Origin of the sequence: Hyphobacterium indicum, from assembly GCF_003129605.1 — a bacterium.
Lineage (GTDB): Bacteria > Pseudomonadota > Alphaproteobacteria > Caulobacterales > Maricaulaceae > Hyphobacterium > Hyphobacterium indicum.
This window is the reverse complement of the sequence record NZ_QBDX01000001.1, coordinates 490,626-504,352: the sequence shown is the minus strand read 5'-3', so window position 1 is coordinate 504,352 and position 13,727 is coordinate 490,626. Positions and strand designations below refer to the sequence as shown.

General features: G+C 62.1%; 12 protein-coding genes. All 12 read left to right on the top strand.

The window, feature by feature from the left end; translation table 11 throughout:
- Nucleotides 1-172 precede the first annotated feature (172 nt).
- The 12 genes from DBR16_RS02475 to DBR16_RS02420 all read left to right on the top strand — a co-directional run bounded on the left by DBR16_RS02475 (nt 173) and on the right by DBR16_RS02420 (nt 13,727).
- The gene (locus DBR16_RS02475; RefSeq protein ID WP_109259643.1) at nt 173-1,828 is read left to right on the top strand and encodes a flagellar hook-length control protein FliK; all 1,656 of its coding nucleotides are present in this window, start codon (nt 173-175) and stop codon (nt 1,826-1,828) included.
- A 9-nt stretch (nt 1,829-1,837) separates the two neighbouring features.
- Entirely contained in the window at nt 1,838-2,503 is a 666-nt protein-coding gene (locus DBR16_RS02470; protein WP_109259642.1) for a flagellar hook assembly protein FlgD, read from the top strand.
- Between the two features lie 96 nt (nt 2,504-2,599).
- Complete coding sequence (locus DBR16_RS02465; RefSeq protein WP_109259641.1) at nt 2,600-3,988, top strand: flagellar hook protein FlgE; 1,389 nt, start codon at nt 2,600-2,602, stop codon at nt 3,986-3,988.
- Nucleotides 3,989-4,176: 188 nt separating this feature from the next.
- The gene (sciP, locus tag DBR16_RS02460) at nt 4,177-4,467 is read left to right on the top strand and encodes a CtrA inhibitor SciP (protein ID WP_109259640.1); all 291 of its coding nucleotides are present in this window, start codon (nt 4,177-4,179) and stop codon (nt 4,465-4,467) included.
- A gap of 146 nt (nt 4,468-4,613) precedes the next feature.
- Nucleotides 4,614-6,293 carry a flagellar basal-body MS-ring/collar protein FliF gene (gene fliF / locus DBR16_RS02455; RefSeq protein ID WP_109260021.1) on the top strand — a complete coding sequence of 560 codons (1,680 nt, stop codon included), beginning with the start codon at nt 4,614-4,616 and terminating at the stop codon, nt 6,291-6,293.
- Complete coding sequence (fliG, locus tag DBR16_RS02450) at nt 6,293-7,324, top strand: flagellar motor switch protein FliG (RefSeq protein WP_109259639.1); 1,032 nt, start codon at nt 6,293-6,295, stop codon at nt 7,322-7,324. Before fliF ends, fliG begins: the two co-directional genes overlap by 1 nt.
- Before the next feature lie 12 nt (nt 7,325-7,336).
- Nucleotides 7,337-8,011 carry a FliH/SctL family protein gene (locus tag DBR16_RS02445; RefSeq protein ID WP_109259638.1) on the top strand — a complete coding sequence of 225 codons (675 nt, stop codon included), beginning with the start codon at nt 7,337-7,339 and terminating at the stop codon, nt 8,009-8,011.
- A gap of 11 nt (nt 8,012-8,022) precedes the next feature.
- Nucleotides 8,023-8,403, top strand: coding sequence for a flagellar motor switch protein FliN (fliN, locus tag DBR16_RS02440; RefSeq protein WP_109259637.1), 381 nt, complete (start codon nt 8,023-8,025; stop codon nt 8,401-8,403).
- A gap of 37 nt (nt 8,404-8,440) precedes the next feature.
- On the top strand, nt 8,441-9,805 hold the full coding sequence (gene flbD, locus DBR16_RS02435) for a sigma-54-dependent transcriptional regulator FlbD (RefSeq protein WP_109259636.1): 1,365 nt from the start codon (nt 8,441-8,443) through the stop codon (nt 9,803-9,805).
- Between the two features lie 5 nt (nt 9,806-9,810).
- Entirely contained in the window at nt 9,811-11,922 is a 2,112-nt protein-coding gene (gene flhA, locus DBR16_RS02430; RefSeq protein WP_109259635.1) for a flagellar biosynthesis protein FlhA, read from the top strand.
- 3 nt (nt 11,923-11,925) lie between these two features.
- On the top strand, nt 11,926-12,933 hold the full coding sequence (locus DBR16_RS02425; protein WP_109259634.1) for a flagellar biosynthesis-like protein (FlhF): 1,008 nt from the start codon (nt 11,926-11,928) through the stop codon (nt 12,931-12,933).
- Nucleotides 12,930-13,727 (top strand): nucleotide-binding protein, encoded by a 798-nt coding sequence (locus tag DBR16_RS02420; protein ID WP_109259633.1) that lies wholly within the window; start codon nt 12,930-12,932, stop codon nt 13,725-13,727. The genes DBR16_RS02425 and DBR16_RS02420 overlap by 4 nt, the downstream gene beginning before the upstream one ends.

Below are 13,727 nucleotides of genomic sequence, written 5' to 3'. Positions count from 1 at the left end.
CATGCAGGGGGAGATTCCTGCCGGGCGGCACCTATCCCCTATTGGCAACAAAGTTAATCTGTATATTTTTCAATGCCTTATATCCATGCGCAACTGGCACACTCCTTGCGACTCCCCCTGACGGGTGCATGGGCTATCGGGGCCCAAGCCATAAAGGGAGCCAAGGCACGGCATGGACGCGATTCTTTCGATCCTGCCACAGACCCAAAGCGCCAGTGGCGCTGGCGGAACGGCTGCGCCCGATGCTGCCGGGGATGGCGCGTTTGCCGCCCTTCTGGCGGGCCAGACCGCGCCCGTCGCTCCGGTTCCGGCCATCCCGTCCAGGCCGAATGGCGGGAATGTTTTCAGCCCGGCGACAACGGCCGATACCGGTCCGGTTCTTACCGCCCTGGCACAAACACCTGCGCTGTCCGGTCTGGCGGCCGGCCCTCAATCTGCAGCGGGTGACGCTGCTGCGGCCGCATCCCTTCCTGCCTCCCCCACCACGGGAGAGACTTCCGGCGCTCAATCGGCCACCCCAGCGGCCACGGCGACAACTGGCGGCAGTGGCGGATCTGCCGGGAATGGATCGACCCCGGATGCGGCGAATGGCGGGGACAAGAGCACTTCGTCATCACCGCAGGTTCCAACATCCGTCCCCGGGGAGCCCGGTGCCAGCACAAACGCATCCGGCAAGACCGGACCGGCTCAGCCTGCGTCAGACAATGGCGCGCCAACTCCGCTGGCCGAAGGCGCTGACAAGAGCGCTGTAAAAACGAATTTGGCGACTGTGCCCAATGGCGCCGCAGACACGGCCCTGAAATCCAATGAGGCGGCACAGCTGGCTCAGGCCGCAGGCTCGGCTCAGCCTGCCTCTGCCGCATCTGCCGCATCTGCCGCATCTGCCGGTTCCGGTAACGCTGTTGCGCAAACCGCCGCTTCGCCGACGACCGGCGCTGCCGCAACCACGCCTGCAGCCGCCGGAAATACGGCCGCAACGGCCTTGCCACAAGCGCCGGTCCAGGCGGGTGTGCAAGCGCGCCGTGAAGCGAGCGGCATGGACAAGATGCAACCGGCCGGAACGAATTCCGCTTCAAAAAGCAGCGCGGGGGCTGGCGGGAACGGTGCATATGCCGCCGCGACGGCGTCAGCTTCTGCTGTGAAGCCGGAGGCCGCCACACCGACCGCGCCACAGCCAACCGCTTCGCAGACGGCCACGCCACCGCCCGCCGACTTGCCGGCCGAAGCGGCGCGCCAGGCGCAAGGTGACGCGGCCCGCACCGCGCCGCCGCCCCTGGATGTGGCAAATCCGGATTCTGCGTCCGAAACCGAGCAGGCCGACCTCTCCAATCTGCGCGCGGCTGATGCGAGCCGCGCTGCCGAGCGTCCCGGCATTGCCGCTGGCAGTGCACGCTTCACGCCTGCCGCGGCCGGAGCTCTGGCTGCTCAGATTGCCGCCAAATTCCAGAATGGCGAGCGCCGCTTCGAAATCCGCATGGATCCGCCTGAACTGGGCCGGATTGAGGTGAAGCTGCAGGTCGGCAATGACAATCGTGTGCAGGCAATACTGAGCGCGGAACGCCCGGAAACCCTTAATGATCTGCGCCAGTATGCTCGCGAACTGGAGCGGGCCCTCGAGGACGCCGGGCTTGAGCTTGGCAATGACGGCCTGTCATTCGAGTTGTCGCAAGGCGAGGAGGAGCCCGGCCAGACGCCGCAGGGCGGTGGGCGATTCTCCAGCCTTGAGTTTGCAGAGGACCTTTCCGGTTCCATCACCGCCGCCGCATTGCCGCGGGAGCTTTACGGCTTCCAGCTGAGCGCGCGCAGCGGAATCGATATAAGATTATAGGAGTCAGACATGTCGCAAATTGACGCCCTCGGGGCGGCCTTCGGAAGCCAGACCGCGAATTCACAAGCATCGCTGGCGAACAATTTCGAGATGTTCCTGACTTTGCTGACCGAGCAGATGAAGGCGCAGGACCCGCTCAATCCACTGGATTCCACTGAATTCGTGAACCAGCTGGTCAATTTTTCAAGCGTCGAGCAGGAAATCCGGTCCAACCAGAATCTGGAATCGCTGATCTCCATCCAGGCGGCGTCAGCACAGGGTGCTGCGGTCGGCTTTATTGGCCGCGAAGCCACAGTCGCGTCTCCGGATGCGGCACTCGAGAACGGATCGGCGGAGTGGACCTATATTCTGCCGGAAGACAGCCAGGGAACGCTTGTGACCGTGAAAGACGCCAATGGCCGGACCATCGCGTCATTTGAAGGCGAAGCCACGGCCGGGAGCCATAATTTTGCCTGGGATGGTGAAGACCAGACCGGCAATGCCATGGAGGACGGTATCTACACGCTGGAAATCTCTGCGGTAAATGCTGATGGCAATGCGATGCAGCCGGACATTCTGACGACGGCCCGTGTCACGGGCGTCGATTTTTCCGGCTCTGAAGTCGTGGTCGAGCTGAACGGGCTGTTTGTCCGTTTGTCCTCGGTCCGAAGCCTGCGGGAGGCAGGTGCAGTATAATATCGGGCCCCAAGAACCCGACGCTTGGCGGCAAGAATTCTGCCGGGTGGATGATGAAAGCAGAACGCTCCTAATTGAACACTCAGGGAGCACAAAATGAGTATCAATTCAGCCCTTTGGGCCGGTGCGTCCGGTCTGCTGGCCAATTCAAGCGCGCTGGCCGCAGTCTCGGACAATATCGCCAATGTCAACACGGTCGGATACAAGCGCGCCCAGGCCGTTTTTTCGCCAATGTATGAATCCTATGGCGTGAATTCCCGCTATGCTGCGGGCGGCGTCACCACCAATAACCGCTTCCAGATATCGACCGGCGGACTTCTGACGCCAGGGACCTCACCCACAGATCTGGCGATTGCCGGAGACGGTTTCTTCGTCGTGCGGCCGGTTGCCGCGAATGTAGAGGCGACTGATGCCGTGCTGTTTACCCGGTCCGGGTCCTTTGCTGCGGACTCGCAGGGAAACCTCAGAAACGATGCCGGTCATTTCCTTTATGGCTGGCCGGTCTCGGCAGATGGATCGGTGACGACCAATCCCTCCGATTTGTCCAGTCTGGAAGCTATCAACCTGTCTTCCATCGGCGGCGCGGCCGAAGCGACCACACAGGCCGGGGTCAATGGCAATCTGCAAGCCAGCCAGCCGGTTTCGGCGGCCGAAGCCACCTATGCCCCCGGAGTCAGCGGAACCAATATGGCCTCCGGCAATGTGACCCCGGACTTCCAGCGTTCGATCCAGATCTATGACAGCCAGGGCGGCGCACGGACCATTACCCTGTCCATGCTGAAGAGTTCGACGGCCAATGAGTGGCATGCCGAACTGCACGTCACACCGGCCTCTGACATCACGACGGGTGCCGGACTGGTCGATGGTCAGATCGGAACCGGGACCATTGCGTTCAACGCGCAAGGCGAGATTGATCTGACCAACACCACCCTGCCGCTGACGCTCGATTTCCTGTCCTCCACAAATGCAGCTCCCCTCGGGGCGACCCAATATCAATGGGCATCAGGGACCGGCGTGGCCGGACAGCAGGTCACCATGGATCTCGGCTCGCCGACCCAACCGGGCGGCATGACGCAGTATGACAGCCCGTCAACGCTGACCTCGACCCAGGTCAATGGTTCGGCGTTCGGCACATTCACCGGTGTTGAAGTGGACAATGACGGCTTTGTCTATGCCAAGTTCTCGAATGGCATCGTCCGCAAGACCTACCAGGTTCCGGTGGCGACCTTCGTCAACCCGAACGGGCTGAATGTTGAAGCCGGCGGAGCCTATTCGGTCACACCGGATTCGGGCGGTTTTACCTTCAACGTGCCGGGCACCGCATCGGCGGGTACCATTGCGTCCTCAACGCTGGAGAATTCGAATGTCGATATTGCCACCGAATTCACCAGCCTGATTACGACGCAGCGCGCCTATTCTGCATCGTCAAAAATCATCACGACGGCAGACGAGATGCTGGACGAAGCGATCCGGATGAAGCGCTAGCGCTGATCTGACCTATACTTCCTGAGTGATGGACCTTCCGCCGCGGCGGGAGGTCCTTTGCTTTTTAGTCATTGAGTTAAATGAAGATTTACCACAGCGTTTAGGCGGAATTTAAGAGGCTGCGCGTATAACCCTCATCAACAAGGACGACAAAGAGCGTCCAACGGGTGAAATCAAGGGTGGTGGATATGCAAGCTCGGCGTAAGGAAAATTATGTCATTGGTCCGGATGGAAGCCCGCTGACGCTGGCCGACCTCCCCAATCCGTCGACGCAGCGCTGGGTGATCCGCCGCAAGGCCGAAGTGGTCGCAGCGGTCCGGGGCGGACTCCTGTCGCTGGAAGAGGCCTGCGAACGCTACCGCCTGTCGGTGGAAGAATTCCTGGGCTGGCAACGCGCCATCGACAAGCACGGCCTCGCCGGATTGCGCACCACCCGGATTCAGCATTACCGCGCCAAGCCGGGTCATCTGGGCGCCTGAGCCACATATTTCAGAAAAAACTGCGAAAAACGCCCGGTTCTCTGAGCCGGGCGCTTCGATATTAAACCCTCGTTTACGCGGGCAGTGGGAAAAAGTTGCCGGGTTGCTGCTTCGAAAGCAGCGCAGCGAATCGGCGGGACGCCCACGTGAACAGTCTGATGGAACAATTGCGGTCACTCGGTGCCATGCGCCTCATTGCCATTTTCGGCTTGAGCGCAGGTCTGGCCGCCGCACTCCTTTTCTTCAGCTTCAATATGGGCGGGGGCAGCCAGGCCCTGCTGTATGCGGGGCTGGATCCGTCCGACTCAGCGCGCGTCAGCGAGGCGCTGGACACTGCCGGCATCCCCTATGAATTCCGCAGCGGCGGCTCGACCATTTATGTCGCGCGCAACCAGGTTGATGAGGCACGCGTGCGTGTCGCCAGCGGCGGGGCACTGAATTCCGGCTCGGTGGGCTATGAAATCTTCGATGAAACGGACGCCCTGGGTGCGACCAGCTTCGTGCAGAACATGAATGCCAAGCGGGCCCTGGAAGGCGAACTGGCGCGGACCATCCAGTTCCTGGATATTATCGACACCGCGCGGGTACATCTGGTCTTGCCGGAACGCAGACTGTTCGAACGCGAATCCGCTCAACCTTCCGCGTCCATTGTCATTTCCGCACGGGGCGAGCTGACCCGCGAACACTCCGGTATCATCCGGAATATCGTCGCCAGCGCGGTCGATGGCATGTCTGCCCGTGACATTACCATTGCCGACACGACCGGCCGGCTTCTGGCCAGCCCGGACGAGGGGGACGGTCTCGGTTCGATCGCACTGGAAAGCCAGCGTGCCTCGATCGAGGAACAATACCGCCAGCGCATTCTCAACCTTGTCGAAGGCGTTGTCGGTACGGGCGCGGCCCGCGTCCAGGTGAGCGCCGAGCTGAACCGGAATTCGGTGACGCAAAGCGAAGAGCGTTACGATCCTGATGGCTCGGTCCTGCGCAGCCGGACGCGCTCGGAGGAGACGGGCCGCGAGGTTGATGGTGCCGCCAACGCGGTGTCTGCTTCGGAGAACCTGCCGGATGATGAGGCAGCTGATACGGATCGCCCGCAATCGCTGAACGAATCCTCCACGTCAAATGATCAGCAGGAATTTGCGCTGTCCCGCACGACCACAACGCGCGTGACAGAGGCTGGCGAGATCGAGCGGCTTTCAGTGGCGGTGGCTGTTGATGGCACCGTGGAAATCGCCGAAGACGGAAGCCGTACCTATGTGCCGCGCACAGAAGCGGAAATGGCTCAGATCACCGCTCTGGTTCGCTCCGCCATGGGCTTTACCCAGGTCGATGGCGGGCGTCAGGACAGTCTTGAGGTCACCAATATCCGCTTCTCGCGCGCCGACCCGACCATGGGCACGCCCGCAGCCTCCGGCTTTTCGCTCAACAAGAATGACATCATGCGGGCCGCCGAGATCGGCGTCATGTTCCTGACGGCCTTGCTGGTCATCTTCCTGGTTGCCCGCCCGCTGGCAAAGAGCGCGGCATCCGCCGGCCCGGCCATGGCCATTGCCGGCGCTGGTGGCGGCGGTGGTGGCGGCGCGATCGAACGCGAGGGTGGCCAGGCGGCGATCACGGATGATAGCGGCCAGCAGATTCCCCAGCAGGCCCAGGGAGGCGGATCCGGTTCATCCGCCATGGCGCCTGCGTTTGTAGATAGCGGGATCGACATCGCCAAGATTGATGGTCAGGTCAAAGCCTCGTCGATCAAGAAAGTCTCCGGCGTGGTGAATTCCCATCCGGATGAATCCCTTTCCATAATCCGTAGCTGGATGAGTGAGGGCTGATGGCTGTTCGCGAAGGCAAACGCGTCATTGACGACCCGCAGAAACTGGCCGGCCCCGAACGGGCGGCCGTCATTCTGCTGGCACTCGGCGAGGAGCAACATTCCCTCTGGGAAATGATGGACGAGGAGGAAATCCGCGAGATTTCCCAGGCCATGTCCAATCTCGGCAGCGTCTCCGCCAAGGCAGTCGAGAAACTGATCGTCGACTTCGCCAGCCAGATTTCGCAGGGCGGCTCCCTGATGGGGTCGTTTGAAGCGACCCAACGCCTGCTCAACACCTTCCTGCCCGACGAAAAAGTCGATGGCATCATGGAAGAGCTGCGTGGACCGGCCGGCCGGACCATGTGGGACAAGCTGGGGAATGTGAACGAGGTGGTGCTGGCCAATTACCTCAAGAATGAATACCCGCAGACCGTCGCCGTCATTCTGTCCAAGGTGAAGGGCGAGCACGCGTCGCGGGTGCTGGGCGCCCTGCCCGAGGACTTCGCCCTTGAAGTGGTGATGCGGATGCTCCGGATGGAGCCCGTGCAGCGCGAAATCCTCGACAAGATCGAGGAGACACTACGGACCGAATTCATGTCCAATCTGGCGCGGACATCCAAGCGCGACAGCCATGAAATGATGGCGGACATATTCAATAATTTCGATCGCCAGACGGAAAACCGCTTCTTGGCCGCACTGGAAGAACGCAATCGCGACAGCGCCGAGAAAATCCGCGCGCTAATGTTCGTCTTCGAGGACCTTTCCAAGCTCGACCCGGGCGGCATCCAGACCCTTCTGCGCGCCGTCGACAAGGGCCAGCTGGGCCTGGCACTGAAAGGCGCATCGGACAGTCTGCGCGACCTGTTCTTCTCGAACATGTCGGAACGCGCGGCGAAAATCCTGAAAGACGACATGGCCGCCCTGGGGCCGGTACGGCTCAAGGATGTCGATCAGGCGCAAACTGCCATGGTCGCCACTGCCAAGGACCTCGCCGCGAAGGGCGAAATCCTGCTGGCCGAAGGCGGCGGCGAAGACGAGCTGATTTACTAGGACAAGGATTGAATGACCCATTCGCTTCCAAAATTCGACTTCGACAGGGTCTTCTCGGCCGATGGCGAAGTGCTGCGCGATGGCGACCGGGTCAAGCAACTCCTGACAGCGGCCGAAGTCGAGCAAGTGCGCCAGCAGGCCTTTGCCGAAGGCGAAAATTCGGAGACTGCCAAAGCTGCCTCTGTGCAGGCGGATGCGGTGCGCGCAATCGCGTCCCAGATGCAATTGATTCTGGCGCGGCTGCAGACCGAGTCCGATGCACTGCGCGGCGATTCCGCGAAACTGGCGCTCACCGCCGCGAAAAAACTCGCAGGTGCAGCGATTGCTGCCAATGCAGGCGATGCCGTCGCTGCGTTCTGTACCAGCGTTATGAAAGATGTACGCGGTGAGCCGAGATTCAATGTGCATTGCGCCGAGGTGATTGCCGGGCCGGTCGCGGAGTTGCTCGAGAAAACCGCTGCCGAGGCCGGGTTTGACGGCGCTGTCATTGTCCGCGCCAACCCCGAAATGACCGGTGCGGATTGCCGCCTCGAATGGGGCAGCGGCAGTATTGACCGCTCACAGGAAGACATTGAAGCCCGGATAGACGCGCTGATCGCCGACTGGCTGGCCGCGCCGGACGATGATTCCGCCACTGACAGCGACAGCGCCCCCGCCGCGGATGGCGCTCAGGCGGCGACAGGATAAAGGAGACCGGAATGTCCCAGGATAGTGATCTCGATCTGCCGGAGTTTGAATCCGACACCAGCACCGATGTGCCGGCCACGACGACCGAAGGCAGCGACGCTTCTCAGATTTCCCAGACCCTGGCGGATGAGGACGAAAAGACCGCGACGGACCTGTCACCGGTATTTGATGTCCCCGTCAATGTCTCCGCCGTGCTTGGGAAAACCCATATCGAGCTGAATTCGCTTCTGAAATTGAAGGCCGGTTCAGTGGTCGAGCTGGAACGCAAAGTCGGGGAAGCCATCGATATCTACGTCAATGACCGGCTGGTCGCGCGCGGCGAGATCGTCGTTGTCGATGACCGGCTCGGTGTGACCATGACAGAAATCATCAAGGATGGAGACGCCGCATGACCGCGATTTCATCCTGTAACGGCAAGGAGGGCTAACCATGCGCTTGCTCATCGTCGGAAGCCTCGGAGGCCAACTCCATACCGCTGCCAAGATTGCCATCGACCGCGGCGCAAAAGTCGCGCAGGTCGACACCATCAACCAGGCGACCAGCCATTTGCGCGCCGGCCGCGGTGCCGATCTCCTCATGGTCGATGCGTCACTGGATATCGCCGCGCTGATTGCCGCCAATGAAGCGGAACGGATCACCGTCCCGGTGGTGGCCTGCGGTGTGAATGTCAGACCGGATATTGCCGCCATGGCGATCCGCGCCGGAGCCAAGGAATTCATTCCGCTGCCGCCGGAAGCCGATCTCATTGCCGCCGTGCTGGCGGCCGTCGCCGATGACGAGCAGCCGATGATTGCGCGGGATCCGTCGATGCAGAAGGTGATCGAGTTCGCCAACCAGATTGCCGGCTCCGATGCCAGCGTGCTGATTACGGGCGAGAGCGGGTCCGGCAAGGAAGTCATGGCGCGCTATGTCCACAACAAGTCCAGGCGCGCCGCCGCGCCCTTCATCTCCGTCAATTGCGCGGCGATTCCGGAAAACCTGCTGGAATCGGAGCTCTTCGGTCATGAAAAAGGGGCTTTCACCGGTGCTGTTGCCCGCCGTGTTGGCAAGTTCGAGGAAGCCAATGGCGGTACGCTGCTGCTGGACGAAATCTCGGAAATGGATGCGCGCCTCCAGGCCAAGCTGCTGCGCGCCCTGCAGGAACGCGAGATCGACCGCGTTGGCGGCTCCGGTCCGGTCAAGATCGATATCCGGGTGCTGGCGACCTCGAACCGCGATCTCCGCAAGGCTGTGGCCGACGGATCTTTCCGTGAAGACCTTCTTTTCCGACTGAATGTCGTCAATCTGGCGCTGCCGCCCCTGCGCCAGCGGCCGGCGGATGTCGTCGCCCTTTCCGAACATTTTGCCCGCAAATATGCGGCCGCAAACGGTCTGGGCGACCGCCCGATCTCGGAGAGTGCCAAGACAGCGCTTCTCGCCCGTGAATGGCCGGGCAATGTGCGCGAGCTGGAAAACACCATGCATCGCGCCGTACTGCTGGCTTCGGGCCAGGAAATCGGGCCGGAAGCCATCCGCATGCCGGACGGTTCGCTGTTTACCGGAAATGCCTCGAACCCGGCCGCCAGAGCTGCCGAGACCGCCGATGTCGCGCAGCGCAATATGGTCGGCCGGACGGTTGCGGATGTGGAGCAGGACCTGATCCTGGAAACGCTGGACCATTGCCTTGGAAACCGGACCCATGCTGCCAATATTCTGGGCATTTCAATCCGGACACTCCGCAACAAGCTGAAACTCTATACCGAGCAGGGCATTTCCGTACCTGCCCCCGGTGACACCCGCGCGGGAGCGGCCTGATCTGAATGGCTGACACAACGGCCTCTTCCCAAACCGGCGTCCGCGGGTTTGATCTGCTGGGATTCCTGAAAAAGGGTCTGCGCGGCGATATCGCGCTCGGCGTGGGCATCATGGCCATTCTGGTCATGCTCATCCTGCCCATGCCGCGCTTGCTGATGGATATCGCGCTGGCGATTTCGATCTCGCTTTCCGTGCTGGTCCTGATGACGTCGCTTTTCATCAAGAAGCCGCTGGAATTTTCCGCTTTCCCGGCGGTGCTTCTGATCGCAACACTTCTCCGTCTCGGCCTGAATATCGCCTCGACGCGGTTGATCCTGTCGAATGGCGCAGAGGGCACGGATGCCGCCGGTCAGGTGATCGAGGCGTTCGGGGCCTTTGTGATGCAAGGCAATGTCGTGATCGGCGTGATTGTCTTCATCATCCTGGTGATCGTGAATTTCGTTGTAATCACAAAAGGTTCTGGCCGCATTGCCGAGGTCGCAGCCCGCTTCACACTGGACGCCATGCCGGGCAAGCAGATGGCGATTGATGCCGATCTGTCGGCCGGGCTGATCAATGAGGACGAAGCGCGCCGGCGGCGCAAGGAACTGGAAGGCGAAAGCAATTTCTTCGGCGCCATGGACGGTGCCTCGAAATTCGTGCGCGGCGATGCCATTGCCGGTCTTCTGATCACCGCGATCAATCTGATCGCCGGCATGGTGATCGGGATTGCGCAGTCCGGCATGGATTTCGGGACGGCTGCCTCCACCTATTCCACACTGACGATCGGCGACGGCCTGGTCTCGCAAATCCCGGCACTGATCATCTCGGTGGCGGCCGGTCTTCTGGTCTCCAAAGCTGGTGTCGAAGGTGAAGCCGACAAGGCGCTCTACACTCAGCTCGCCGGCAATCCGCAAGGCCTCTACATGGTCGCGGCGACGGCCGGTGTCATCGGTCTTCTGCCCGGCATGCCGTTCATTCCGTTCGCCCTGATGGCGGCGGGGGCCGTCGGCCTAGCCCTAACGGCGAAACGGAAATCGGACAGTGCCAAAGCCGAAGTCGTGGCAAAAAGTGCGCAGGAAAATGCCGCGTCCGAGGCGGCCGAGCCGCCCATTGGGGAAACTCTGGCGCTGGACGAATTGAAGATCGAGCTCGGCTATGGGCTGTTGCCGCTGATCAATGATGTGGAAGGCCGCAAGCTGACGGACCAGATCCGCGCCCTGCGCCGCTCAATGGCCGAGGAAACCGGCTTTGTCACTCCGTCCGTACGCATCATCGACAATATGCGTCTCGGCTCGAATGACTACACGATCCGGGTCAAGGAAATGGAAGCCGGCAAGGGCCAGGTGAAGCTGAAACACTTGCTCGTCATGGATCCGCAAGGCCAGCAAATCGATCTGCCCGGCGATCATGTCAAGGAACCGGCCTTTGGCCTTCCTGCCACATGGATCGACGAAAATCTGCGCGAGGAAGCGACATTCCGCGGCTATACGATTGTCGACCCGTCAGCGGTCCTGGTCACGCATCTGACCGAGATTCTGCGCGAGCATATGGCCGAGCTCCTTTCCTATGCGGAGGTCGAGAAGCTGATTGCCGGCCTGTCCAAGGAGCACAAAAAGCTGGTGGACGATATTGCGCCCTCCCAGATCACGCGCGCCGGTATCCAGCGTGTGCTGCAAAACCTGTTGAAAGAGCGCATCTCCATTCGCGATCTGCCGACCATTCTGGAAGGCATCGCCGAAGCCAGCGCCTTCTCGCAGCATATCGATGCCATCACCGAGCACGTGCGCGGCCGGCTGGCGCGTCAGATCTGTCATGCGAATGCCGGTCTCGATGGACAATTGCCGGTTCTGGCCATGTCTCCGCAATGGGAGCAGGCGTTTGCCGAAGCCATGGTCGGCGAAGGCGACCGCAAGCAACTGGCACTGGCTCCGTCAAAACTGCATGAATTCGTTGCCGCTGTCCGCGATGCATTCGAGCGGGCGGCCTCGCAGGGCGAGACGCCGGTGCTGCTGACCAGTCCGGGCACACGGCCCTATGTGCGGTCCCTTGTGGAACGCTTCCGTCCGAACACGATCGTGATGGGTCAGAATGAAATCCATCCGAGTGCGCGGCTGAAAACCATGGGGCATGTCTAGACCATGCGCCTGAAGACCTTTTCCGCCCCTTCCCTTGCCGAGGCGATGGCCCATGTCCGCCGCGACCTCGGCGAGGATGCCATCATTGTCGCGACCGGCGATGCACCGGGTGGCGGCGTCCAGGTCCGGGCCGCGTCCGATGCGCCGCGCGGCGGCGATGTCATCGAAGCGCCGCGCGAACGGGCTGCCCGTATTCATAACGACATACGGCGTCAACGCGGTGATGATAGCGACGGGCTTGACCGGATCATCCGCGCGCTCGGCTTTCACCGCGTGCCCGATGCTGCCATCGAGGCCCTGGCGCGGTTCTGTGAATTGCAGGAAGAGGCGCCCGCCGCCCATGCGCTGGCGCAAGCGCTGGAAAGCCGGTACCGGTTTGCGCCGCTGGAGGTCGAATCCGGCCTGTCCTACCTGTTTGCCGGAGCCCCGGGCGCGGGCAAGACCGCTACGCTGGCGCGGATTGCGGCACGCGCTGCGGCTGCTGATGTGCCGGTGCTGATCCTGGCGACGGATTGCGAGCGCGCCGGCGCCGAAGCCCGCATTTCCGAGCTGGCCGCCAAGCTGGGCTTTGATTATGCGATGGCCGACGATCCGCGCGAGGCCGAAGCCTATGCCCAGGATGCCGGAGATCAGCTGCTCCTGATTGATGCCCCGGCGGGCAATCCCTTCGATCTGGATGATCTGGACATGATGGCGGCTTTTGCCGCGGCCGCCGAAGCGGAAATCATTGCCGTCGCCGATGCCGGGCAGGCCCCAGAGGATGCGGCAGAAGCCGCCTCGCTCTATGCCTCTGTCGGGGCCCGCCGGACGATTATCGGCAAGGCGGATTGTGCGCGCCGCAAGGGGGCTATTCTGGCTACAGGAGAGGCGGGACTGGCTTTTGCGCATGTCTCGGCCAGCCCCTATATCGGATCCGGCCTGGCACCGGCGACGCCATTGCGGCTGGCCCGCACGCTGCTGGACCTTCACGATCTGCCTGATGATGTCAGCCTTGAGGGAGATGTGGCATGAGTTTCCTTCCCGACAGCAAGGCGCCGGCCGGACGCATTCTCGCGGTTGCCTCCGGAAAGGGCGGCGTCGGGAAAACCGTCATTGCCGCCGGACTGGCGCAAGCCTTCTCGGCACAGGGCGAACGCCTGTTGCTGATTGATGGCGATCTCGGCATGGCCAATATCGATGTGCAACTGGGCCTGTCGCCGGATGCCGACCTGGCCGCGGTCATGTCCGGTCAGGTCTTGCTGGAAGATGCCTGTCAGCCTGTCCTGGGCGGAGCGCGGCAACGCGGCGGGTTTGACGTGATCGCCGGACGATCAGGGTCTGGCGGGCTGGCAGGGCTGAGACCGGATGCCGTGAACCGGCTGGCGGCGGCCTGTGCGACTATCGCTCTTTCCTATGAGCGGGCCGTGCTGGACCTGGCCGCGGGTGCCGACGATTCCACCATGCGCATGGCGATGGCGGCCGACGATGTGTTGATCGTCATCAATGATGAGCCGACCTCGCTGACCGACGCCTATGCTTTCGTCAAACGTTTGCGTATCCGCGACGAAAGCGCAGCACCGCTGGTGGTCGTCAACAACGCGCCGACCGCCGACAAGGCCCGCGAAGCCTATGCCGCCTTCCGCAAGACCTGCCAGAGTTTTCTCGGCTTTGCGCCGGCGCTTGCGGGCATAGTCGCGCGCGACGAACATGTACCGCTGACAATCCGCGCCCAGATGCCATTGAGCCAGCGGTCGCCGGATTGTGACGCCATGTGCGATATCGCCAATCTTGCCTCGGCCCTCGCCGCAGGGCGCGAAGCCGCGTAA

Excerpts from the sequence above, each read along its gene's own strand:
- DBR16_RS02475 (WP_109259643.1), top strand. The coding sequence starts at position 173 with ATGGACGCGATTCTTTCGATCCTGCCACAGACCCAAAGCGCCAGTGGC.
- DBR16_RS02465 (WP_109259641.1), top strand. The coding sequence starts at position 2,600 with ATGAGTATCAATTCAGCCCTTTGGGCCGGTGCGTCCGGTCTGCTGGCC.
- flbD (WP_109259636.1), top strand. The coding sequence starts at position 8,441 with ATGCGCTTGCTCATCGTCGGAAGCCTCGGAGGCCAACTCCATACCGCT.
- flhA (WP_109259635.1), top strand. The coding sequence starts at position 9,811 with ATGGCTGACACAACGGCCTCTTCCCAAACCGGCGTCCGCGGGTTTGAT.
- fliG (WP_109259639.1), top strand. The coding sequence starts at position 6,293 with ATGGCTGTTCGCGAAGGCAAACGCGTCATTGACGACCCGCAGAAACTG.
- DBR16_RS02470 (WP_109259642.1), top strand. The coding sequence starts at position 1,838 with ATGTCGCAAATTGACGCCCTCGGGGCGGCCTTCGGAAGCCAGACCGCG.
- sciP (WP_109259640.1), top strand. The coding sequence starts at position 4,177 with ATGCAAGCTCGGCGTAAGGAAAATTATGTCATTGGTCCGGATGGAAGC.
- fliN (WP_109259637.1), top strand. The coding sequence starts at position 8,023 with ATGTCCCAGGATAGTGATCTCGATCTGCCGGAGTTTGAATCCGACACC.
- DBR16_RS02445 (WP_109259638.1), top strand. The coding sequence starts at position 7,337 with ATGACCCATTCGCTTCCAAAATTCGACTTCGACAGGGTCTTCTCGGCC.
- DBR16_RS02425 (WP_109259634.1), top strand. The coding sequence starts at position 11,926 with ATGCGCCTGAAGACCTTTTCCGCCCCTTCCCTTGCCGAGGCGATGGCC.
- DBR16_RS02420 (WP_109259633.1), top strand. The coding sequence starts at position 12,930 with ATGAGTTTCCTTCCCGACAGCAAGGCGCCGGCCGGACGCATTCTCGCG.